This is a genomic window from Allokutzneria sp. NRRL B-24872, from assembly GCF_002155965.1.
Classification (GTDB): Bacteria; Actinomycetota; Actinomycetes; order Mycobacteriales; family Pseudonocardiaceae; genus Allokutzneria.
On record NZ_MUMH01000085.1, the window covers coordinates 13285 to 39019 of the forward strand.

The 25735-nt window shown below is 70.8% G+C and carries 5 protein-coding genes (1 of these 5 cut by a window edge); all 5 read left to right on the forward strand.

From position 1 onward, the window contains the following. Tightly spaced (at most 2 nt apart), the 5 genes in view from CCN37_RS39135 to CCN37_RS21980 form a layout consistent with a single transcriptional unit that may run on beyond the window. Positions 1 to 12138, forward strand: partial view of a type I polyketide synthase gene (locus CCN37_RS39135; RefSeq protein ID WP_143261731.1) — the 3' portion only. It extends 8079 nt beyond the left edge of the window; only the last 12138 of its 20217 coding nucleotides appear in the window; the start codon falls outside the window, past its left edge; its stop codon occupies positions 12136 to 12138. Further along, positions 12135 to 22004: a type I polyketide synthase gene (locus CCN37_RS21965; protein ID WP_086824098.1), complete on the forward strand. Its 9870-nt coding sequence runs from the start codon at positions 12135 to 12137 to the stop codon at positions 22002 to 22004. The genes CCN37_RS39135 and CCN37_RS21965 overlap by 4 nt, the downstream gene beginning before the upstream one ends. A gap of 1 nt (position 22005) precedes the next feature. After that, positions 22006 to 23268: an activator-dependent family glycosyltransferase gene (locus CCN37_RS21970; protein WP_086824100.1), complete on the forward strand. Its 1263-nt coding sequence runs from the start codon at positions 22006 to 22008 to the stop codon at positions 23266 to 23268. Next, the gene (locus CCN37_RS21975; RefSeq protein WP_086824103.1) at positions 23265 to 24476 is read left to right on the forward strand and encodes a glycosyltransferase; all 1212 of its coding nucleotides are present in this window, start codon (positions 23265 to 23267) and stop codon (positions 24474 to 24476) included. Before CCN37_RS21970 ends, CCN37_RS21975 begins: the two co-directional genes overlap by 4 nt. A 2-nt stretch (positions 24477 to 24478) precedes the next feature. After that, positions 24479 to 25720 carry a glycosyltransferase gene (locus tag CCN37_RS21980; RefSeq protein WP_086824104.1) on the forward strand — a complete coding sequence of 414 codons (1242 nt, stop codon included), beginning with the start codon at positions 24479 to 24481 and terminating at the stop codon, positions 25718 to 25720. The last annotated feature ends 15 nt before the right edge of the window (positions 25721 to 25735 follow it).

The following is a 25735-nucleotide window of genomic DNA, read 5'->3' on the forward strand; positions in this document are numbered from 1 at the left end:
GTGATGGTGTCGCTGGCGTCGCTGTGGGGCTCGTACAGCGTCACCCCTGGCGCCGTGGTTGGGCATTCGCAGGGCGAGATCGCCGCCGCGTGCGTCGCGGGTGCTTTGAGCCTGCGTGACGCCGCGCGCGTCGTTGTGCTGCGCAGCAAGGCGATCGCGGCTTCGCTGGCCGGTCGTGGCGGCATGGTGTCCGTCGCGTCGCCTGCCGCCGCGTTGGAACTCGATCCGCAGTTGTCGATCGCCGCGGTAAATGGGCCGTCGTCCACCGTGGTATCCGGTCCCACTGGGGCTTTGCAGGAGTTCGTTGCGGCGACGGGTGCCCGGGTCATTCCGGTTGACTACGCGTCGCACTCCGCCCAGGTCGAAGCGCTCCGTGACGAGCTGCTGGACGTGCTGGCCCCGATCACGCCGCGCTCCTCGGAGATCCCGTTCTACTCGTCGGTGACGGGGGAGCGGCTGGACACCGCCGGGCTCGACGCGGAGTACTGGTACCGCAACCTGCGTGAGACCGTGCGCTTCGACCTCGCCACCGCGCGGCTGCTGGAGGACGGGTTCACCGCGTTCGTCGAGTCCAGCGGGCACCCAGTGCTGACCCCGGCGGTACTCAGTTCCGCTGAGGAGCACGACGCGGTGGTCATCGGCTCGCTGCGCCGCGACGACGGCGGCGTGCACCGGATGCTGACCTCCCTCGCCGAGGCGCACGTGCACGGTGTCGAAGTGGCCTGGGGCCTCGCGGCGGGTCGCGTCGTCGATCTGCCGACCTACCCGTTCCAGCGCAAGCGCTTCTGGCTGGACGCCCCGGCCCCTGCCGCGTCCGTTGTCGACTCTTGGCGCTATCGCGTCGAGTGGCGCGGAGTGCCGGAGCGCCCCGCCGCACTGTCCGGGACCTGGCTCGTGGTCAGCTCCGGCGAGCCCACCGAGGCGCTGTGCGCCGCACTGGCCGAAGCCGGTGGAACTCCGGTCGTCGTGACACGGGACGCGGTTCCACATGGGACTTTCGCGGGTGTGATCTCGCTGGTCGCGGCCGACCCCGAGCCCGTCGCCGCGACGCTGGACCTCCTCCACCGGGATCTCGACGCCCCGCTGTGGACCGTGACCAGGGGAGCGGTCGCCGTTGCCGCCCCGGACGTGGTCCAGGCCGCGGTGTGGGGGCTCGGCCGGGTCGCCGCGCTGGAGCGCCCGGCGCGCTGGGGCGGGCTCATCGATCTGCCCGCCGAGCCGGACGCGGACGTCCACCGGCGGCTCGCGTCCGTGCTGGGCGGTACCGAGGACCAAGTGGCACTGCGTTCCAACGCGATCCTGGGCCGCAGGCTCGTCCGGGCACCGCGTCCCGACAGCGATCGTGTGACCTGGCGTCCCACCGGCACTGTGCTGATCACCGGGGGCACCGGGGCGATCGGCGCGCACGTCGCCCGCCACTTCGCCAGAAACGGCGCCGAGCACCTCGTCCTGACCGGGCGGCGTGGGCCGGAGGCGCTCGGGGCGAAGGAACTCGAAGCCGAGCTGACCGCGCTCGGGGCCCGCGTGACGATCGCGGCCTGCGACGCCGCCGACCGCGACGCCCTGGCGGCGCTGATCGACTCGGTCGAGCCGGTTCGCGCGGTCGTGCACGCGGCCGGGGTCGCGCACTGGGGAGACCTGAAGGACATCACGGCGGCCGAGGTCGCCGAGGTGATCGCGGGCAAGGCTACAGGCGCGGAGAACCTGGACGAGCTGTTCGACCACGACCTGGACGCCTTCGTGCTGATCTCCTCCAACGCGGGGGTGTGGGGCGGTAGCGGGCAGGGCGCCTACGCGGCGGGCAACGCGATGCTCGACGCCCTCGCCGAGCGGCGGCGAGCCAGGGGGCTGCGCGCGGTGTCGCTCGCGTGGGGCTCGTGGGCGGGCGAGGGCATGGCCGCCGGTGACGCCGGGACGCGCTTCGAACGCTTGGGCCTCAACCTGATGCGGCCCTCGGACGCGCTGACCGCGCTGACGCGGGCGATCACCGACGACGAGACCTTCCTCGCCATCGCAGACGTCGACTGGGCGAAGTTCGCGCCGACCTTCGCGATCAACCGGCCGAGCCCGCTGCTGTCCGAGCTGCCCGAAGCGCGGCGCGCGCTGACCGCCGCCCCCGAGGCGGAGACGGGCTTGGCCGCCGTGCCGGTGGCCGATCGCCGCCGTGTGGTGCGGGAACTGGTCACCGAGACCGTCGCGGCGGTGCTCGGCCACGAGCCCGGCGCCGAGGCCGGACGCACGTTCAAGGAGCTGGGCTTCGACTCGATGACCGCAGTGGACGTGCGGACCAGGCTGTCCGCCGCCACCGGCCTGAAGCTGCCGAGCACGCTCGTGTTCGACCACCCCACGGCCGAAGCGCTCGTCACGCACCTGCTCGACCGGATCTACGGAGGAGCCGCGCCGGTCACCACAGCCCGGGTCGCGGAGCCGGACGGCGATCCCATCGTGATCGTCGGCATGAGCTGCCGCTACCCCGGCGGCGTCGCGTCGCCGGAGGACCTGTGGCGCCTGGTGGAACACGGTGTCGACGCGATCACCGAGTTCCCGGCCGATCGCGGGTGGGACATCGGCTCGCTCTACGATCCGGACCCTTCGAACCCGGGTACCACCTACACGCGGCACGGCGGTTTCCTCGACGGGGCGGCGGAGTTCGACGCCGGGTTCTTCCGGATCTCCCCGCGTGAAGCGGTCGCGATGGACCCCCAGCAGCGGGTCGTGCTGGAGACCGCCTGGGAGGCGTTCGAGCGCGCCGGGATCGACCCGACCAGCTTGCGCGGGAGCAGCACCGGCGTGTTCGTCGGGGCGAGCGCGCAGGAGTACGGTCCGCGCCTGCACGAGGCACCCACCGGGTCGGAGGGGCACTTCCTGACCGGTGGCTTGGACGCGGTGATTTCCGGCCGCGTGGCCTACGAGCTGGGCTTGGAAGGCCCGGCGATGACGGTGGACACGGCGTGCTCGTCGTCGTTGGTGGCGCTGCACTTGGCGGCGCAGGCGTTGCGGCGCGGCGAGTGCTCGATGGCGCTGACCGGCGGTGTCGCGGTGTTGTCGACGCCGGGTGTCTTCGTGGAGTTCAGCCGTCAGCGCGGACTGTCCGCAGACGGTCGCTGCCGGTCCTTCTCCGCATCGGCTGCCGGGACCGGGTGGGCCGAGGGCGCGGGAATGCTCGTGCTGGAGCGGCTTTCCGACGCTCGCCGCAACGGTCACCCCGTGCTGGCGGTGATCCGTGGCTCCGCCGTGAACCAGGACGGTGCGTCGAACGGGTTGACCGCGCCGAACGGTCCTTCGCAGCAGCGAGTGATCCGTGCCGCGTTGGCTGATGCTGGTCTGTCCACTTCGGACGTTGATGTTGTTGAGGCGCATGGGACCGGGACGACGCTGGGTGATCCGATCGAGGCGCAGGCGCTGCTGGCGACCTACGGTCAGGACCGGTCGACCCCGCTGCTCCTGGGCACGTTGAAGTCCAACATCGGGCACGCGCAGGCGGCTTCCGGTGTCGGTGGCGTGATCAAGATCGTGCAGGCGATGCGGCACGGCGTCGTGCCCCGCACGCTGCACGTCGATTCGCCGTCGCCGCACGTGGACTGGACCGCCGGTTCCGTGCAGCTGCTGACCTCGCCGACGGAGTGGCCGAGCGCTGCGCGGCGGGCGGGTGTCTCCGCATTCGGTGTCAGCGGGACCAACGCGCACGTGATCATCGAGCACGTTCCGGCGGAGGAGGTCGTGGCGACTTCGGCCCCGGCCCTCGTTCCGGTTCCGTTGTCGGCTCGTGGCGAGGATGCTCTTCGGGCGCAGGCCGCACGGCTCCGCGAGTTCACCGGCGAGGACATCGTCGCGCTCGCGCGGTCGCAGGGCACCGGTCGTGCGGGACTGCCGGATCGCGCCGTGGTGCTGGCCTCCGGACGAGCCGAACTCCTGGACGGCCTCGACGTGCTCGCGCGCGGCGAGACCAGCGCGCGGGTGGTACGGGGGACGGTCACCGCGGACCGCTTCGCGGCGATGTTCACCGGTCAGGGCGCTCAGCGGGTGAACATGGGCCTGGAGCTGGCCTCGGAGTTCCCCGCCTTCGGAGATGCCTTCGCCGAGGTGGCCGCCGAGCTGGACAAGCACCTCGCCCGGCCGCTGGCTGAGGCGATCGCGGATTCGCTTGAGCAGACGGAGTACGCGCAGCCCGCGTTGTTCGCTGTCGAGGTCGCGCTGTTCCGGTTGCTGGAGTCGTGGGGCCTGCGCCCGGACTTCCTCGTCGGCCACTCGATCGGCGAGCTGGCCGCAGCGCACGTCGCCGGGGTGATGACGCTGGCCGACGCGGCACTGCTGGTGACGGCGCGCGGTCGCCTGATGCAGGCGCTTCCGCCCGGTGGAGCCATGATCTCGATCCAGTGCACTGTGGACTCCATCGAGCTGGTGGACGGCGTGAGCATCGCGGCGGTCAACTCCGCCGACTCGGTGGTGATCTCCGGAGACGCCGACGCCGTGGAGGCGATCGCCGCGCGCTTCGCCAAGACCCGCCGCATCCGCACGAGCCATGCCTTCCACTCGGCGCGGATGGACGCGATGCTCGACGAGTTCCGCGCGGTCGCGGAGTCGATCTCCTACGCCGCGCCGACGATTCCGCTCATCTCGACGGTGACGGGTGCGCCGGTGGAGCCGTGCTCGGCGGAGTACTGGGTCCGCCAGGTGCGCCAGCCGGTGCTGTTCCACGACGCCGTGCAGTGGCTCATCGCCGACGGTGTCAAGGCCTTTGTGGAACTCGGTCCCGGCGCGGTGCTGTCGGCGTTGGTGGACGCGCCCGTCGTGGTGCCGATGCTGCGACGTGATCGGTCCGAAGTGGACACCGCGGTCACCGCGCTCGCGACGCTGCACGCGCACGGGGTGTCGCCGGACTGGACCGCGGTGTTCCCCGGGGCATCGCGGATCGACCTGCCGACCTATCCGTTCCAGCGGCGGCGCCACTGGTTCGCCGACGCAGACCAGGGCTTGATCCAGTCCGTGACCAGGCTCAACGACGGCGTCCTGCTCACCGGCACGGTGTCCGTGGCAAAGCAGTGGATCGCGGATCACCAGGTACTCGGTACCGTCCTGCTGCCCGGAACCGCGTTCGTCGAGCTGGCGTTGCGCGCCGCCGCCGAAGTCGGTTGCTCGCTCGTCGACGAGATCGCGTTGGAAGCGCCGCTGGTCCTCGACGGCTCGGAGAGCGTGGAGATCCAGGTCAGTGTCCGCGCCGACCGCACGTTCACCGTCCACTCGCGCCGCGACTCGACGTGGACCAGGCACGCGGCCGGTGTGCTCGGCGCGGAACCCGTCGCGGCCTCGCAGCTGGCGTGGCCGCCCGTGGCTGCTGAACGTGATCTTGATGAGATCGCGAACGCCCTGGTGGAGCGCGGTTACGCCTACGGCCCGGCCTACTCGGGGCTGCGCGCGGCGTGGTCGGACGGCGACGAGTGGTTCGCCGAGGTCGAGCTGCCGGAGGGCTTCGGCTCGGATGGCCTCCTCGTGCACCCGGCGCTGCTGGACACCGTGCTCCAACCGCTCGTTCTGACGCTGACCGGAGGTGCTGAGCTGCCCTTCGCGTGGCGGCGCGTCGCGCTGCACGGCCCCAGTTCGACGACGCTGCGCGCACGGCTGCTGCGCTCTGAGTCGGGCATCTCCGTGCAGGTCGACTCCGACAGCGGGCCGATGTTGACCGCCGAGTCCGTTGTGATGCGCGCCGCCTCCAACGCTCGCACTGTGCCGCTGCTGACCGTGCAGCACGTGCCGGTCGCGCCGTCAGCTGGATTCTCCGGCGTGATCGCGGCTCCGGCCGACGTTGCCGAAGCGCTGGCGGTGGTGCAGGAAGCGCTGGCCTCCGACACCCGTGTCGTTGTGGCGGTTCAGGACGCGCTGGCCGATCCTGGGCGGGCCGCGATCGCCGGGCTCGTCCGATCGGCTCAGTCGGAGCACCCGGGCCGGTTCGTTCTCGTCGACACCGATGATCTGTCCACTGTGGACTCCATCGCGGCGCGGTTCGACGCGCCCGAGGTCTTGGTGCGCGGTGGGCAGGTCACGGCCCCGCGCCTCCAGCCGGTCGCGGTCGCCGGAGAGCCGGTGTGGTCGGCGGACGACTGCGTGCTGATCACCGGCGGAACGGGCACGTTGGCCCAGGTCGTTGCGCGCCACCTCGTGGAGAAGCACGGCGTCGGGCGGCTCGTGCTGGCGGCGCGCGGTGTTGTCGATGCGGAGTTCGTGGCTTCGCTCGCCGCTGACGTCGCGGTAGTTCGGTGTGACGTGACCGCCCGGGACGCGGTGGCCGCCGTGCTGGTCGGGCACCCGATCACGGCGGTCGTGCACACGGCGGGTGTGCTCGACGACGGCGTGGTGGAGTCACTGACACCGGCGCGCCTCGCTGCTGTGCACGCGCCGAAGGTGTTGGGGGCTCAGCACCTCGACGAGCTGACCCGCGACCGTTCGCTGACGGCATTCGTGCTGTTCTCCTCAGCGGCCGGAGTGCTGGGAACGGCTGGTCAGGGCAACTACGCCGCTGCCAACGCCGCGCTTGACGCCATTGCCCGCGCTCGCCACGCGGCTGGGCTGCCCGCCACGTCCGTGGCGTGGGGGATGTGGGCCGAGGCCGGGGGCATGGCCGGAGGGCTGAGCGCCGCCGACCGCGCCCGGCTGGCGAGGTCCGGCCTGGCCCCTCTGTCCACAGTGGACGCACTGGCGATGTTCGACGCCGCCGTCGCGGGGCCGGAGCCGGTGTACGTCGGCGCGAAGCTCGGCCGAGTGAGTGCTCCGCGCAGAGCACGGGTCGAGACGGACGAGGCGGTACTGAGGTCCGTTCGGACCGCGGTCGCAGAAGTGCTCGGGCACACCGACGCGCGGTCGGTCGACGTGACGAGGCCGTTCCAGGAACTCGGTTTCGACTCGCTCACCTCGGTGGAGCTGCGCAACCGGATCAACGCCGAGTTCGGGTTGTCGCTCCCGGCGACGCTCGTCTTCGACCACCCGAACGCCGCCGCGCTCGCCGAGCGGCTGAAGGAGGAGCTGTCCGGCGAGTCGGCTCCGGCCGCCGCACCGGTGACCGCCGCGCTCGCCGAGGATGACCCGATCGTCATCGTCGGGATGGCCTGCCGCTACCCGGGCGGCGTGCGCTCGGCGGACGACCTGTGGAACCTCGTCGCCGAGGGCGGGCAGGGGATCACGCCGTTCCCGACCGATCGCGGCTGGGAACTCGGTTCCCTGTTGGACGGGGATCAGTCCCGGCAGGGTCGCAGTACCGCGCGGGAGGGCGGCGTCTTGCACGAGGCCGTCGAGTTCGACCCGGAGTTCTTCGGGATCTCCCCGCGCGAGGCGATCGCGATGGACCCGCAGCAACGCCTGCTGCTGGAGACCTCCTGGGAGGCGCTGGAGCACGCCGGGATCGACCCGGACTCCTTGCGCGGCAGCCAGACCGGGGTGTTCGCCGGGGTCATGGCCGGGGACTACGCCACGCGCGTGCGCCAGGTCCCCGAGGACGTGGAGGGTTTCCTCGGCAACGGAAGCACGGGCAGCATCACCTCCGGCCGCGTCTCGTACGCGCTCGGGCTCGAAGGCCCCGCGCTGACCGTGGACACCGCGTGCTCGGCGTCCCTGGTGGCGATCCACCTCGCCGCGCAGTCGCTGCGGCGCGGCGAGTGCTCGTTGGCGTTGGCCGGTGGCGTCACCGTGCTGTCCACGCCGGTGTTCTTCGTCGAGTACAGCCGTCAGGGCGCGTTGGCCCCGGACAGCCGCTGCAAGTCCTTCAGCGCTGACGCTGACGGTACCGCCGGTGGTGAGGGCGTCGGCATGATCCTGCTGGAGCGCCTGTCCGACGCTCAGCGCAACGGCCACAAGGTCCTCGCGGTGGTGCGCGGCTCGGCTATCAACCAGGACGGCGCGTCCAACGGGTTGACCGCGCCGAACGGTCCTTCGCAGCAGCGAGTGATCCGTGCCGCGTTGGCGGACGCTGGTCTGTCCACTTCGGACGTTGATGTTGTTGAGGCGCACGGGACCGGGACGCGGTTGGGTGATCCGATCGAGGCTCAGGCCGTGATCGCGACGTATGGCCAGGATCGTTCTACACCGGTGTACTTGGGGTCGCTGAAGTCCAACATCGGGCACACGCAGGCGGCTGCGGGTGTCGGTGGCGTGATCAAGATGGTCCAGGCGATGCGTCATGGTGTGGTGCCTCGCACGCTGAACGTCACCGAGCCGACTCCGCGCGTGGACTGGTCGGCGGGCGCGGTCACGCTGCTGACCTCGTCGATCGACTGGCCCGACGTCGGCCGCCGTCGCCGCGCCGGTGTGTCGGGCTTCGGGGTGAGCGGGACCAACGCGCACGTTGTCCTTGAGCAGGCTCCGGCGTCGGTGCCAGCGGAGTCGTCGCCGTGGTCCGGCCCGGTTCCGTTGGCGTTGTCCGCGCGGGACGAGATCGCGCTCGCCGCTCAGGCTTCGCGGCTCGCGGAGCGCTTGGCAACGGATGTGTCCATTGTGGACGCGTCGTGGTCGTCGTTGATGACCCGCAACCAGATGCGGCAGCGCGCCGTGGTACTGGGTTCCGACCGGGACTCGTTGGTGGCGGGCTTGACCGCGCTCGCCTCGGCCGCGCCTTCCGGTGATGTCGTGCAGGGCGAGGTCGTCGGGGGCCGTGCGGCGTTCGTGTTCCCGGGTCAGGGTTCGCAGTGGGTCGGTATGGCTGTGGCGTTGTTGGAGAACCCGGTCTTCGCGGCGCGGATGGCTGAGTGTGCTGCGGCTTTGGGCGAGTTTGTTGAGTGGGATCTGTTCTCCGCGTTGGAGTCTGATCTTGAGCGGGTTGATGTTGTTCAGCCTGTGTTGTTCGCGGTGATGGTGTCGTTGGCTGCGGTGTGGCAGTCGTTTGGTGTGTCTCCTGCGGTGGTGATTGGTCATTCGCAGGGGGAGATCGCGGCGGCTTGTGTTGCCGGGGCGTTGAGTTTGCGTGATGCGGCTCGGGTGGTCGTGTTGCGTAGTAGGGCGATTGCGGCTTCTCTTGCTGGTCGCGGTGGGATGGTGTCGGTTCCGCTTCCTGTTTCCGATGTGGAGTTGGGGCCGGGGTTGTCGGTTGCGGCGGTGAACGGGCCTGCGTCCACGGTGGTATCGGGTGCCACTGCGGCTTTGGATGAGCTGCTTGCCCGGTATGAGCGGGCTCGGCGGATTCCTGTTGACTACGCGTCGCATTCTGCTCAGGTGGAGGCCATTCGGGGCGAACTCCTCGAAGTGCTGGCGGACATCACGCCGCAGGAGACGGACATCGCGTTCTTCTCGACCGTGACGTGCGAGTACCTTCCGGGCACGGCGCTGGACGGGGAGTACTGGTACGAGAACCTGCGCCAGACGGTGCGTTTCGACGACGCGGTGAACGCTGTGGAAGGGCACGTGTTCATCGAGTGCAGCCCGCACCCGGTGCTCGTCCCCGCCCTGGACGTTGCGGCAGTGGGAACCTTGCGCCGCAACGAAGGCGGTTCCGACAGGTTCCTGAAGTCCTTGGCTGAGGCTCACGTACTCGGTGTCAAGGTGGATTGGGACCAGGTCTTCGTCGGGCGCGGTCATCAGATCGACCTGCCGACCTACGCCTTCCACCGGCACCGCTACTGGCTGGAAGCCGGAACCGGGACCGACGTGTCCTCGGCCGGACTTGATGCCTCCGGGCACGCAATGCTCGGCGCAGCGGTGCCCCTCGCCGCGTCGGGTGGTTTCGTGCTCACGGCGAGGCTGTCCACGCACACGCACCCGTGGCTCGCTGACCACGCCGTTCAGGGAACCGTGCTGGTGCCGGGCTCGGTGTTCGTCGACTGGGCGGTGCGCGCCGGTGAGGAGACCGGGTTCCCGCGCGTCGAAGAGCTGACGATCCTGGAACCGTTGACGTTGGCCGGATCGGACTCCGTGCAGGTCCAGGTCACCGTCGAACCGGGCGAGGGCACTGGCCGCGTCTTGGTGCACACCCGCCGCGCTGACGAGTGGGTGCTGCACGCCGCCGGAGTTCTTGTGCCGCAAGGTGACGAGCAGTCGGACGATCTCGTGGACTGGCCGCCCGCCGGTGATGTGGTCGACGTCGAAGGCTTCTACGACGTCGTCCGCGCGGCCGGACTGGAGTACGGCTCAGCCTTCCAAGGGGTTCGCGCGGCCTGGCGTCGCGGCGACGAGGTCTTCGCGGAGATCCGCTCGCGCGCCGACCTCACCACGACGGGGTTCGGAGTGCACCCGGCGCTGCTGGACGCGGCCGTGCACTCGGCGGTCCTGGGCGCGGATCTCGACCGGCCGAAGCTCCCGTTCACGTGGAACGGGGTGAGCCTGTGGGAGCGCGGAGCGTCGGCGTTGCGAGTGCGGATCACGCCGCTCGGTGACGACACGTTCTCGGTGTTCGTGGCCGATGAGGTCGGGCGCCCGGTGCTGACCGTGGAGTCCTTCCTCGCCCGCCCGGCCAGCTCGGGAGGCGAGCAGCTGCACCACGTCCGCTGGGTGGACCTGGAGGTTCCCGCCGCGGGGCCGGTGTCGGTGGTGATGGTGCGGGAGCTGTCGGAGCTGGACGGTCCCGTGCCGGAGACCGTGTTCGTGCCGCTCGAAGCGCCGATGGCCGCCGACCTGCCGACCGCGGCGCGGGAAGCGACCGAGCGGGTGCTCAGCCTGGTGCAGGGGTGGCTCGCCGACGACAGGTACGCCGATTCCAAGCTCGTGCTGGTCACCAGCGTGGACGAACTGCCCGTCGCCGCCGCGCGGGGGCTGCTCCGGTCGGCCCAGTCCGAGCACCCGGGGCGCTTCCAGCTCGTCGACGCGGACAAGCCGGACGACCACCTCGCCCTGCTCCAACGCGTGTCCACAATGGACGAACCGCAGGTGTCACTGCGGGACGGTGTCGCTCGCGCGCCGCGCCTCGCCCGGGTTCGGTCCACTGTGGAGCGGATGCCGATCGGCCCGGACGACACCGTGCTGATCACCGGCGGGACGGGCGCGCTCGGCCGGTTGGTCGCCCGCCACCTCGCGACGACGCACGGCGTGCGGAAGCTGGTCGTGGCCAGCCGACGCGGCCCGGACGCCCCAGGAGCCGCTGAGCTGGTCGAGCTCGGGGCTGAAGTCGTCGCGGTCGACATCTCGGACCGGGACGCGGTTGCCGCCCTGCTCGAGGCCCACCCGGTCGACGCGGTCGTGCACTGCGCGGGAGCGCTGGACGACGGGCTCGTGCAGTCGCTGAGCCCGGCGCGCGTCGACGCGGTCTTCAAGTCCAAAGTGGACGCTGCGGTGCACCTGCACGAGCTGACCGCCGACCTGAAGGCGTTCGTGCTTTTCTCCTCGGCCGCGGGCACGATCGGGACGGCCGGGCAGGGCAACTACGCCGCGGCCAACGCCTTCCTGGACGCACTGGCCGCGCACCGGCGAGCGAGCGGGCTGCCCGCGACCTCGATCGCGTGGGGACTGTGGCAGGACAGCAGTGAGCTGACCACCGGGCTGGACCACGAGCGGCTGGAAAGCGTTGGGGGAAGGGCGTTGTCCAGTGATCACGGGCTGGCGCTGTTCGACGCGGCGCTGACGCGCGATGAGCCGTTCGTCGTGGCGATGCCGCTCGACCTCGCCGCCGCGCGCTCAGGCCCCGAACCACTGCGGGCGCTGGCACGGACGACAGTTCAGCGCACGACGGAAGGCGCGCCGAAAGAGACGCTGGCGCAGCGAATCCTGCGCCTGCCGGTGGAGCGTCGGCTCACCGCGGTGGTGGCGGCGGTCGTCGCCGAGACCGGAGCCGTTCTCGGACACCGCTCCCAGGGCTCCGTCCGGGCCGACCGTGGTTTCACCCAGCTCGGGCTCGACTCGCTGACCGCGGTCGAGCTGCGCAACCGGCTGGCGACGCTGACCGGGCTCCGGCTGCCCGCGAGCCTGGTGTTCGACCACCCGAACGCCCAGGTGCTGGGCGAGTTCCTGCTCGGCGAGATCACGCCGGCCACCGAGCCGGACGGGGACGTGCGCGCGGCGCTCGCGGCGATCCCGCTGGAGCGGCTGCGCGAGGCCGGGCTGCTCGACCAGCTGCTCCGGCTCACCCGCCCGGCCGAGCCCGATGACGAGCGGATCGACTCGATGGACGCCGAAGACCTCATCGCCTTGGCCCTCGGGGGCGGCGACTCGCGAAGGACTCCAGCATGAGCAACCAGGAAAGCCGCCTGCTCGACGCGTTGCGCACCTCGGTGAAGGAGACCGAGCGCCTGCGCAGGCAGGTCGACGCCGCGCGCGAGCCGATCGCGATCGTGGCGATGAGCTGCCGCTACCCCGGCGGGGTCCGTTCGCCGGAGGACCTGTGGCGGCTCGTGGCCGGCGGAACCGACGCCATCGGGGAGTTCCCCACCGATCGCGGCTGGGACCTTGACGCCCTGTTCTCCGACGATCCCGACCGGCCCGGCCGCAGTTCCGTGCGCGAGGGCGGTTTCCTGGACGCCGCGGCGGAGTTCGACGCGGAGTTCTTCGGGATCTCCCCGCGCGAGGCCACCACGATGGACCCGCAGCAGCGCCTGCTGCTGGAGACCTCGTGGGAGGCGTTCGAGCGCGCGGGTATCGACCCGGACTCGGTGCGCGGTAGCCGCACCGGCGTGTTCGCGGGGATCATGGTCAGCGGCTACGGCATGCGCGAGATCAGCGTCGCGGGCGCGGCGGGCGAGCATGAGGGCTACATCGGCAACGGCAGCGCCGGAAGCATCACCTCGGGCCGGATCTCGTACACGTTCGGGCTCGAAGGTCCGGCGTTGACCGTGGACACGGCGTGCTCGTCGTCGTTGGTGGCGCTGCACCTCGCGGTGCAGTCGTTGCGGCGCGGAGAGTGCACGCTGGCGTTGGCCGGTGGCGCGTCGGTGATGGCGATCCCCGCGCTGTTCGTCGAGTACAGCAAGCAGGGCGCGCTCTCCCTCGACGCGCGCTGCAAGTCCTTCAGCGCCGGTGCTGACGGCACGAACGGCTCCGAAGGCGTTGGGATGGTGTTGCTGGAGCGGCTTTCCGACGCTCAGCGCAACGGCCACCCGGTGCTGGCGGTGATTCGCGGCTCCGCCGTGAACCAGGATGGCGCGTCCAGCGGATTGACTGCGCCGAACGGTCCCGCTCAGCAGCGCGTGATCCGTGCGGCCTTGGCTGACGCCGGTCTGTCCACTTCGGACATTTCCGCCGTTGAGGCCCATGGGACCGGAACTCGGCTGGGTGATCCGATCGAGGCCCAGGCCGTGATCGCGACCTATGGCCGGGATCGTTCCTCTCCGGTGTACCTGGGGTCGTTGAAGTCCAACATCGGGCACACGCAGGCCGCTGCGGGTGTTGGCGGCGTGATCAAGATGGTGCAGGCCATGCGGCACGGCTTGCTGCCACGCACGCTGCACGTGTCGTCGCCGACGCCGGAGGTGGACTGGTCGGCCGGGTCGGTGTCGCTGCTGACCGAGGAAGTTCCGTGGACGTCGTCGGTTCGGCGTGCCGGGGTGTCGTCGTTCGGGGTGAGCGGCACCAATGCGCACATGATCGTCGAGCAGGCGCCCGCACCTTCTGACGTGGTGCCGGTGCACTCGGGTCCGGTTCCGCTGGCGTTGTCCGCGAAGAGCCCTGCTGCGTTGCGCGACGTCGCTTCGGGGCTCGCCGACGCGCTCTCGTCCGGAGTGTCCGAAGTGGACGCTGCGTGGACTTTGGCCGCGCGGTCGCGGTTGGAGCACCGTGCGGTGGTGTTCGGCGACGGCCTGCGTTCCTTGTCTGGCCCTGACGTTGTGACGGGTGTCGCTGAGGCCGCAGGGGCGGTCTTCATGTTCCCGGGTCAGGGTTCGCAGTGGGTCGGTATGGCTGTGGCGTTGTTGGAGAACCCGGTTTTCGCGGCGCGGATGGCTGAGTGTGCTGCGGCTTTGGGTGAGTTCGTCGACTGGGATTTGCTGTCGGCGTTGGAGTCGGATCTTGATCGGGTTGAGGTCGTTCAGCCCGTTCTGTTCGCGGTCATGGTGTCGTTGGCGGCTGTGTGGCAGTCGCATGGCGTTTCGCCTGCCGTTGTTGTGGGGCATTCGCAGGGCGAGATCGCGGCTGCGTGCGTTGCTGGCGTGCTGAGCCTGCGTGATGCGGCTCGGGTGGTCGTGTTGCGTAGTAGGGCGATTGCGGCTTCTCTTGCTGGTCGCGGTGGGATGGTGTCGGTTCCGCTTCCTGTTTCCGACGTGGAGTTGGGGCCGGGGTTGTCGGTTGCGGCGGTGAACGGGCCTGCGTCCACCGTGGTTTCGGGTACCACTGCGGCTTTGGACGAGTTGCTTGCTCAGCACGAGCGGGCTCGTCGGATTCCGGTGGACTACGCGTCGCATTCGGCTCAGGTGGAAGCGATTCGGGACGAGCTGCTCGACGTGCTCGGGTCGATCGAACCGCAGACGGCCGCTGTGCCGTTCTTCTCGACGGTGACGGGGGAGTACGTCGACGGTGCTGAGCTGAACGCGGAGTACTGGTACGAGAACCTTCGGCGGACAGTGCGGTTCTCGGAAGCTGTGGAGGCGTTGGAAGGGCACGTGTTCATCGAGTGCAGCCCGCACCCGGTGCTCGTGCCGGCCCTGGACGTCAGCGCGGTCGGCACGTTGCGGCGCGACGAGGGCGGATTCGACCGGCTTGTCCGGTCCTTGGCCGAGGCGCATGTGCTGGGCGCCTCGGTGGACTGGACGACGGTCGTTCACGGACGTCTGGTGGACCTGCCCACATACCCCTTCCAGCGGCGGCGTTACTGGCTGGAGAGCGCGGTGGCGGACGTCGCGTCGGCCGGGCTCGACGCCGTCGACCATCCGCTGCTCGGCGCTGCGCTTCCCCTCGCCGCCTCGGCCGGGTACGTGTTCACCTCGAAGGTGTCCACGCACACGCACCCCTGGCTGGCGGATCACATGGTGCGCGGCGACATCCTCGTGCCAGCAACGGCATTCGTCGAGTGGGCGGTTCGAGCGGGTGACGAGACGGGGTGCCAGCTCGTCGAAGAACTGGTGCTCGTCGCCCCGCTCGTCCTGCCATCGGCGGGGTCCGTCCAGGTGCAGGTGACGGTGACCGCGCCGGGCGCCGCGGGGCGCCGCGACCTCACGGTGCACGCCAAGGACGGCGTCGGGGAGTGGGTCCTGCACGCGACGGCGACGCTCACGCCCGCGCGCGAGGCCGTCGCTGACGATCTCAGTGAGTGGCCACCGCGCGACGCTGAGCCTGTTGACACGCATGGGTTCTACGAGCGGCTCGCCGCCACGGGATTGGCCTACGGGCCGAGCTTCCAGGGCGTTCGGGCGGCGTGGAGCCGGGGTGACGCGCTCTTCGTCGACATCGAAGCTGATCTCGCAGTGACCGGATTCGGGCTGCACCCCGCAGTGCTGGACGCCGCCGTGCACTCGGCGGGCCTGACGGCGGAGTTGGACGCGCCGAAGCTGCCGTTCCTGTGGAGCGGGATCACGTTGCGCGCCACCGGAGCGACGGCCGTGCGCGTACGGATCACGCCGCTGGGCAACGATTCCTTCGCGGTGCTCGTCGCCGACGGTCAGGGCCTGCCGGTGCTCACCGTGGACTCGTTGACCGTGCGCGCGGTGGACACCACGCGTTCATCCTCCGCTGAACACCTTTACCGCCCGCTGTGGACGGAAGTTACCGTCGACGCTGTAGTTTCTCGGTCTGCCAAGGTCTTTGACGGGGACCTGGCCGACGTGGTCGGCGCGGAGCTGGTGTTCGCCCGAGTCGATCCGGATTCGTCACCGCGCGAAGCCACCGCGCGAGCGCTTGAGTTGATCCAAACATGGTTGTCCGACGAGCGGTTCGAGGCCGCGCGCCTGGTCTTCGTGATCGGGTCGGACACCTCCAGTGCAGCCGTCCGGGGACTGGCCCGCTCGGCCCAGGCCGAGCACCCCGGGCGGCTCCAACTCATCGAGCACGCAGGTTTCGACGTGGACGCGCTCGCGAGCGCCTGCGCGCTTGACGAACCGGTTTTGGCCGTGCGCGAAGGAAAAGTCTTCGCGCAGCGCGTGGAGCCGGTCCGCGAAGCGGTGAGCGCCCCGGTGTGGGGGCCGGAGGACACGGTCCTGGTGACCGGGGGTACCGGCACGCTCGGCGCGGCGGTCGCCCGGCACTTGGCGGCCAGCGGTGTCGGACGCCTTGTGCTGGTGAGCCGCCGAGGTCCCGCCGCTCCCGGTGCGGACGCCCTGGTCGCGGACGTGCAGCGGCTGGGCGCTGAAGCCGTAGTGCTCGCCGCCGACCTCGCCGAACGGCAGTCTGTCGCCGACCTGCTCAATGAGCATCCGGTCACCGCCGTCGTGCACAGTGCGGGCGCGCTCGACGACGGCTTGGTGGAATCCCTTACCGCCCACAGGGTTGACGCGGTGTTCAGGTCCAAAGTGGACCCCGCCGTGCACTTGGACGAGCTGACCGCCGACCTGAAGGCGTTCGTGCTGTTCTCCTCCGCTTCGGGCTTCTTCGGCACGCCGGGCCAGGGGAACTACGCCGCTGCCAACGCTTTCCTGGACGCGCTCGCGCACTCCCGCCGGCAACGAGGTCTTCCGGCGACGTCGATCGCCTGGGGTTTCTGGTCCGAGACCAGCGAGCTGACGGCGCGGCTGTCGGAGAACGACCGCAGACGCATGGCCGGTTCGGGAGTGCTCCCGCTGAGCACCGAACAGGGCCTGGCGCTGCTGGACTCCGCCGTGGCGTTGGGAGAACCGGCCCTGCTCGCCGTGCGGCTCGACCGATCTGTGCTGCGCGCGCGGGCCTCGTCAGGCGACCTGCCCGCGCCGCTGCGAGGGCTCGTGCCGCCGACGCGGCGCGCGGCCCGAGGTGCGCTGGCCGGGCTCAGCAGCGGAGCCGTGCTCGCGGCGGTGCTCGCGGAGACCTCGGCGGTACTCGGGTACCGGCAGGGGGAGCAGGTCCAGGCCGAACGCGATTTCAAGCGGCTCGGGTTCGACTCGCTGACCGCCGTGGAGCTGCGCAACCGGCTGGCGACGCTGACCGGGCTGCGGCTGCCCGCCACGCTGGTCTTCGACCACCCGAACCCCAAGGCGCTGGCGGACTTCTTGGCCACCGGGCTCGCACCCGCCCGTGCCGAGGAACTTCCCGCGCGGCCCGCCGACGAGCCGATCGCGATCGTCGGGATGAGCTGCCGCTACCCCGGCGGCGTCGGCTCACCCGAGGACCTGTGGTCGGTGGTGGGCGAGGGACGCGATGTGATCGGGCCGTTCCCCGCCGACCGCGGCTGGGACCTCGCCGAGCTCTTCGACGACGACCCGGAGCGGATCGGGCGCAGCTACGTCCGCGTCGGCGGTTTCCTCGACGGCGCTGGGGAGTTCGACGCGGAGTTCTTCGGGATCTCCCCGCGCGAGGCCGTGACGATGGACCCGCAGCAGCGCCTGTTGCTGGAGACCTCGTGGGAGGCGTTGGAGCGCGCGGGCATCGATCCCGCTTCGGTCCGGGGCAGCCGGACGGGCGTGTTCACCGGGGTCATGGCGGGCGGCTACGGGCTTCGGCAGATGATCACGCCCGGCGGGGCGGGGGAGCACGAGGGCTACCTGGCCAACGGCAGCTCGGTCAGCGTCGCGTCCGGCCGGATCTCCTACACCTTCGGCTTCGAAGGCCCCGCGATGACGGTGGACACCGCGTGCTCGTCGTCGTTGGTGGCGCTGCACCTGGCAGTGCAGTCGTTGCGGCGCGGTGAGAGTTCGCTGGCGTTGGCTGGTGGCGCATCGGTGATGTCGACGCCGTCGTTCTTCGTGGAGTACAGCAGACAGCGGGGCCTCGCAGCGGACGGTCGGTGCAAGTCGTTCAGCTCCGGCGCTGACGGCACCGCTGGCTCTGAGGGTGTCGGAATGCTCTTGCTGGAGCGGCTTTCTGACGCTCGCCGCAACGGTCACCCCGTGCTGGCGGTGATCCGTGGCTCAGCTGTGAACCAGGACGGCGCGTCGAACGGGTTGACCGCGCCGAACGGTCCTTCGCAGCAGCGGGTGATCCGCGCGGCGTTGGCGGACGCTGGTCTGTCCACTTCGGACATCGCGGTGGTTGAGGCGCACGGTACGGGGACTCGGCTCGGTGATCCGATCGAGGCTCAGGCGGTGATCGCGACCTACGGTCAGGATCGCTCCACGCCGGTGTACCTGGGCTCCTTGAAGTCCAACATCGGCCACGCGCAGGCGGCTGCGGGTGTTGGTGGCGTGATCAAGATGGTGCAGGCGATGCAGCACGACGTGTTGCCTCGCACGCTGCACGTGTCGTCGCCGACGTCGGAGGTGGACTGGGCGGCGGGGTCGGTGTCGCTGCTGACCGAAGAGGTCGCGTGGCCGTCGGGGACTCGGCGCGCGGGGGTGTCGTCGTTCGGGGTGAGCGGGACCAATGCGCACGTGATCCTCGAACAGGCGGCTGAAGTCGCCCCTGCTCCGGTCGAAGCGCCCTCGCGGTTGGTGTGGCCGGTGTCGGCGCGGGACGCGGTCGCTCTGCGTACTCAGGCCGGACATTTGTCCACTGTGGACGCTGCTCCTGCTGACATCGCGTGGTCGTTGGCCACGACTCGGTCCGCGTTGGAGCACCGTGCGGTCGTGCTCGGTGATCTCCAGTCCGGGTTGGCGGCGCTCGCCTCGGGGGCGGAGAGTCCTGATGTGGTGCGTGGCCGAGCCAGCGAGCGTGGCGCGGCGTTCATGTTCCCGGGTCAGGGTTCGCAGTGGGTCGGCATGGCCGTGTCGCTTCTGGAGAACCCGGTCTTTGCGGCGCGGATGGCTGAGTGTGCTGCGGCTTTGGGTGAGTTCGTCGACTGGGATCTGTTCTCCGCGTTGGAGTCGGATCTTGATCGGGTTGAGGTCGTTCAGCCCGTTCTGTTCGCCGTCATGGTGTCGTTGGCCGCTGTGTGGCAGTCGTTCGGGGTTTCGCCTGCGGTGGTGATTGGTCATTCGCAGGGGGAGATTGCGGCGGCTTGTGTTGCTGGAGCGTTGAGTCTTCGTGATGCTGCCCGCGTGGTTGTGTTGCGCAGTGCGGCGATTGCCGCCTCGCTGGCTGGCCGCGGTGGGATGGTGTCGGTTCCGGTTCCTTCCTCGGAGCTTGAGTTGGAGCCTGGGCTGTCGGTCGCGGCGGTGAACGGGCCTGCGTCCACGGTGGTATCCGGTACTCCTGCTGCTGTGGAGGGCGTGCTTGCTCGCTATGAGCGGGCTCGGCGGATTCCGGTGGACTACGCGTCGCATTCGGCTCAGGTGGAGGCGATTCGGGACGAGCTGCTTGACGTGCTTTCGGGGATCGAGCCGCGATCGGCGGAGGTTCCGTTCTTCTCGACGGTGACGGGGGAGTACGTCGACGGTGCTTCGTTGGACGCGGAGTACTGGTACGAGAACCTGCGGCAGACTGTGCGGTTCACCGACGCTGTAGCTGCGTTGAGCGGCAACGTGTTCATCGAGTGCAGCCCGCACCCGGTGCTCGTCCCGGCGCTGGACGTCGACGCGGTCGGCACGCTGCGCAGAGGTGAGGGCGGGGTCGACCGGTTCGTGCGCTCGCTGGCCGAAGCGCACGTGCTGGGCGCCTCGGTGGACTGGCGGACGCTGCTCGGTGGTGGACGGCGCGTCGACCTGCCGACGTATCCCTTCCAGCGAAAGCACTTCTGGCTGGAGAATCCGCCCGAGGCGGGCATCGCCACGTCCGGGCACCCGTTGCTCGGGGCGGCCGTCGCGCTGCCGGGGATCGGCGGGTTCCTGTTCACATCCAGGCTGTCCCTCGACACGCATTCCTGGCTCGCCGACCACGCGGTCCACGGCGTGCCGCTGCTGCCCGGAACGGCCTTCGTCGAGCTGGCCTCCCAGGCGGGCGCGTTCGCGGGCGCTGACGTGCTGGACGAGCTGACGTTGCACGCGCCGCTGGTCTTCCCCGTTGAGGGCGGTGTCCGGGTTCGCGTGGTGGTGAGCGCGGACCTGCGGGTCAGCGTGCACTCGCTGCCGGACGACCTCCCTGAGGACTCGGAGTGGTTGCTGCACGCCAGCGGCACCCTGTCCACCGGAGCGCCGCACGGCACGCACCCGGACGACTGGCCGCCGAGCGGTGCGTCCGAAGTGGACATCACAGGTCTCTACGAGACGTTGGCGGACAAGGGTTTCCACTACGGTCCCGTGTTCCAGGGCCTGCGGCGGGTGTGGCAGCGGGATGACGAGCTGTTCGCCGAGGCAGTGCTCCCCGCAGGCGAAGCGCGCCACGGCTACGGCGTGCACCCGGCACTGTTCGACGCGGCGCTGCACGCTGCCGTCGCTGGCGAGGACACGCCGAAGCTGCCGTTCTCCTGGAGCGGCGTGGTGGTACACGGTCCCGCGACGGACTCCGTGCGCGTGCGGATCACGCCGACTGGGGCCGTTGAGCTGCACAGCCCAACTGGCGCGCCGATCGCCTCGGTCGCGTCGGTGGTGGCGCGGCCGGTGAGCGCGGACGCCCTCAGCGGACTGCGTGCCACCGACTCCTTGTTCCGGCTGGAGTGGGTCCCGGTCGCGACGCCCGTCTCAGCTGATGATGTCGATGCCGTCGAAGTGTCCACTGCGGTCGAAGCGTTGGAACTTGTGCAGAGCGCGCTTCGAGATCCGGAATCGCGGGTCACGGTGATCACGCGCGGAGCCGCTGAGTCGCTGGAGCTGGCGGCGGTGTGGGGCCTGGTGCGGTCCGCGCAGACCGAGCACCCGGACCGCTTCGTCCTTGTCGATCTCCCGGCCGACGCGGACACCTCGCTGGCCGCTGTCGCTGTCGCCACCGGCGAGCCCCAGATCATGGTGCGCGACGGCAAGCTGTTCGCGTTGCGGCTGGCCAGGGCGGGTGCGGGCGCGGAGTTCGGTGGGTTCGACCCGGACGGGACCGTTCTGGTCACGGGCGGCAGCGGCGGCCTCGGACGGCTCGTGACGCGTCACCTGGTGAACTCGCACGGTGTCCGGCGGGTGCTGATCGCCTCTCGACGGGGCGCTGAGGCCCCCGGCGCGGCGGAGCTGGCGGCTGAGTTGGGTGACGCGGTGTCGTTCGCTGCTTGCGATGTGTCTGATCGCGACGCGCTTTCGGCTCTGTTGAGCGGAGTTCGCCTCACCGGCGTGTTCCACGCGGCCGGAGTGCTCGATGACGGTGTGGTCGAGTCGTTGAACCCAGTGCGTCTCGGTACCGTGTTCCGTTCCAAGGTGGACGCGGCGCTGCACCTGGACGAGTTGACCCGGGGCCAGGACCTCGCCGCGTTCGTGCTGTTCTCTTCGGCGGCCGGAGTGCTGGGCGCGCCGGGCCAGGCCAACTACGCGGCGGCGAACGCGGCGCTCGACGCACTGGCCACCCGACGGCGCGCGGCCGGACTGCCCGCGGTGTCGCTGGCGTGGGGCGCGTGGGACCAGCGCAGCGACATGGCCGGAGACCTCGGCGACGACGCGCGGATGGCGCGGGGTGGAGTACTGCCGCTGTCGCCAGAGCAGGGGCTGGCGTTGCTGGACACCTCGCTGGCCCACGCCGAAGCGGTGCTCGTCCCGGCTCGGCTCGACCTCGGCGTGGCGTCCTCGCCGCTGCTGCGCGGGCTGGTGCGCAGGCGGGCCCCCGTCGCGGAGCTGGCCCTGGCCGACCTGCCGGAGTCCAAGCGCGAGCAGGTGCTGACCGAGCTGGTGCGCGGTCACGTCGCCGCGGTGCTCGGGCACGAGTCGGGTGCCGCGGTCGACCAGGAGAAGCCGTTCAAGGACCTCGGATTCGACTCGCTGACCGCCGTCGAGCTGCGCAACCGGCTCGGTGCCGCGACCGGGCTGCGGCTGCCCGCCACGCTGGTCTTCGAGCACCCCACGCCCGCCGATCTGGCGGCGCACCTGCTGGAAAGACTGGTGGGGGCCGCACCGGGAGCCACCGAGTCCTCGCTGGCCGACCTGGACCGGCTGGATGAGGTACTCGGTTCCTTGGAGGACTCCGACCGCGCGGCGCTGCTGGCGCGCGTGCGGGCGTTGCTGGCGAGGCACACCGGGGGCGGTGCCGGGCGTGCCGTCGTCGAGGACGCCAGCGACGAGGAGATGTTCGCGTTGATCGACAGCGAGATCGGAGCCTGACGTGCGAGTCCTGTTCACCTCGTTCGCGCTCGACGCCCACTACCTGGGCTCGGTGCCGCTGGCGTGGGCGCTGCGCGCGGCCGGGCACGAGGTCCGCGTCGCCAGCCAGCCCGCGCTGACCGGGACCATCACCGCGGCGGGACTGACCGCGGTCCCAGTTGGTACTGACCACCAGTTGCTGGAGGCGATGGCCGCCAGCGCCGCCGAACCCGGCGCGACGCCGTGGAACGCCGTCGACCTCGATCCGGCTCGCCCCGAGGTCGGCGCGTGGCCGTTCCTCGAGGCGCTCAACGACCGGCTGCCGTCGATGTTCTTCGCCCGCGCCAACAACGACTCCATGATCGACGACCTCGTCGCCTTCGCCAGGGACTGGCGGCCGGACCTGGTGATCTGGGAGCCGTTCACGCTCGCCGGCGCGGTGGCGGCGAAGGCGGTCGGGGCGGCGCACGCGCGCTTGCTGTGGGGCGCGGACCTCTTCCTCAACCAGCGTGTGAACTACCTGCGGATGTTGTCGGCGCGCGGCGGGAACGACGCGCTGGCGGACTGGCTCGGCGACGTGCTCGACCGGCACGGGGCGTTCTTCGACGAGACGGCCGTGCGAGGGCAGTGGACCATCGACATGATGCCCGCGAGCATCCGCCTGCCCTCCGACGAGCTGACCGTGCCCATGCGCTACGTGTCCTACAACGGCACCGCCGTGGTGCCGGACTGGCTGCGCGAACCGCCGCAGCGGCCCCGCGTGTGCCTGACGGTCGGGCTCACCGCGCGCGGCGGGGCGAACTACCTGGTCGGGGGACTGGCCGGGTTGTTCGACGCGATCGGTGACCTGGACGTGGAGATCGTGGCGACGCTGGACGCCGCGCAGCGCGCCGAGGTCGCTTCGCTGCCCGACAACGTCCGCGCCGTGGACTTCGTGCCGCTGCACGCGTTGCTGCCGACGTGCTCGGCGATCGCCCACCACGGCGGTGCGGGCACGTGGTCCACCGCGGTCGCCGCCGGGCTGCCGCAAATGATCTTCCCCTCCGTGTGGGACAACGCCTACCGCGCCCGCCGGACCGCCGAGATCGGCGCGGGAATCGCCGTGCCGCAACAGGAACTGACTCCCGCCGCACTGCGCTCGGGCGTGCTGCGGCTGCTGGAGGAGCCGGGCTTCGCCGAGGGCGCCGACCGGCTCCGCCGCGAGATGAACAGCGATCCGAGCCCTGGTGAGGTCGTCGTGACGCTGGAGAAACTGACCGCACAACACCAGGAGCTCGACACATGAGAGTCCTTATTGTCGCCGCGGGGACGATGGGCGATGTCGCCCCGTACACCGGCCTCGTGCCCCCGCTGATCGAGGCGGGGCACACGGTCGCGATCGCGGCCTACCCGCGCTTCGCTGAGCTGATCCGCGCTTGCGGAGCCGAGTTCCGCGAGCTGCCCGGCGATCCGTCCGTGCGCGGCGAGTGGACGCAGGCGGAGAACTCCTCCAAGGCCGCGCGGGGTGCCGCTGGCAAGGGGCTGGAGCTGGGCGAGGCGATCCTGGAGGCCGCGAAGCAGGGCGCCGACGTGCTGCTGCTGTCGATGGCCGCGCAGCCGGGCGTGCACGTCGCGGAAAGCCTCGGCATCCCGAGCATCGGCGTGTTCCTCCAGCCCCTGTTCCCGACCAGCGAGCACCCGCCGTCGTTCCTCGGCGTCGGCGGCTCGCTCGGCGGGTGGGGGAACCGCGCCTCCGCGAAAGCGGTGATGGGCGTGATGGGCCGGTTGATGAGCAGCACCACGATGGAGCTGCGCTCACGCCTCGGCCTGCCGACCCGCACCCGCGCGCAGCTCACCGAGCAGCACGCGTCCTGGCCGGTGCTGCACGGTTACAGCCCGAGCGTGCTGCCGCGCCCGGCCGACTGGCGTCCTGGCCTGGACGTCTGCGGTTACTTCTGGCCGGCGCCGTCCACGTGGGAGCCCTCGCAGGACCTGCTGGACTTCCTCGCCGACGGCCCGCCGCCGGTGTTCGTGGGCTTCGGCAGCCGCAACATCGAGGACGCGCCGCGCATCGCCGCGCTCGTCGACGAAGCGCTCGGCCTCGCCGGGGTGCGCGGTGTCGTCCAGGCCGGGTGGGCCGAGCTCGCCGCGTCGTCCTCGCGCACGTTCACCGTGGGCGAGGCCCCGCACTCGTGGCTGTTCCCGCGCATGGCTGCGGTCGTGCACCACAGCGGTGCCGGTACCACCGCGGCGGGACTGCGTGCCGGAGTGCCGACCGTCGGCGTGCCGATCCTCGGCGACCAGCCGTTCTGGGCGGGCCGCGTCGCCGCGCTCGGCGCTGGGCCGAAGCCGCTGCCGTACAAGAAGCTCACCGCGCAGCGGTTGGCCGATTCCATTCGGGCCGCAGTGTCAACGCCGTCGTTCGGCGTGCGGGCGCGGGCGCTGAGCGAGCAGATCGCCGCGGAGAACGGCGCGGGCGCGGTCGTCGCCGCGATCAACGGCTTGGGAGGCTGACCGTGCGAATCCTGATCGTGGCCATCGGCACGCGCGGCGACGTCGCCCCCTATGTGGGACTCGGTGCCATGTTGAACGAGGCCGGGTACTCCGTCGCCGTCGCGGCGCACGAGCCGTTCTCGTCGATGGTTCGTTCCGCAGGCTTGGAGTTCCGTGCGATCCCCGGTGACGTGCACGCCGTCAACGCCGACGTCCTCGTCTCCGACCGCCCTTCGCTGAAGCAGAAGCGGGACCTGCTGGAGGGCTACTGGCGGGAGATCGCGTGGGGCACCCTCGACGCGGCGAAGCAGGGAACCGACCTGCTCCTGCTCAACTTCACCGGGTGGCTGCCCGGAGTGCAGGTCGCGGAGGCGCTGGGGCTGCCCAGCATCGGCGTCAACGTCTACCCCGTGCACCGCACCGGCGACTTCGCGCCGATCTCGCTCAACACCACGCGCTCCTTCGGGCGGCTCGGCAACCGCGTCGCGGGCGTGCTGACCAACTGGACCGTCGCGCAGGCCATGGTGCTCAAGAAGGCCAACGCCGAGCTGCGGTCGACCCTCGGGTTGCCTCCGGCGACCGTGACCCAAGTGGTACGCGAGCTCGAAGCGCGGAACTGGCCGATCTACCACGGCTTCAGCCCCACGCTGCTGCCCCGGCCGTCGGATTGGCGTCCTGGCTTGGACGTCTGCGGCTTCTGGTGGCCCGCGCCGTCCGCGTGGGAGCCTTCGCGGGAGCTGCTGGACTTCCTCGCCTCCGGCCCGCCGCCGGTGTTCGTCGGCTTCGGCAGCACCGCGCACGGCTCCACCGCCGCCAGCGCCGACCTCGTGCTCTCCGCGCTGCGCTCCGCCGGAGTGCGCGGCGTCGTCCAAGCGGACTGGTCGGATCTCGGTTCCGTGGGGGACGACGTCATCACCGTGGGAGACGTGCCCTTCGACTGGCTCTTCCCCCAGGTGTCCGCCGTCGTCTGCCACGCGGGCGTCGGCACGGCCGCCTACGCCCTGCGCGCCGGAGTGCCCGTCGTCGGTGTGCCGTTGATCAACGACCAGTCCCTGTGGGCGACCCGCTTGGCCGCGCTGGGCGTGTCCCCCGCGCCCTTGCCGCACAAGCGCCTCACGTCGTCGGCCCTCGCCTCGGCCATCACCGCCGTGCTCACCGAACCGTCCTATCGCGACAGTGCCGAGCGCGTCGCCCCGCTCGTGCGCTCCGAGGACGGCTTCGCCCCCGTCCTCAACGCCGTCAACCACATCCTCAGCGCGAACTGAATGCCGCGTTTGGTG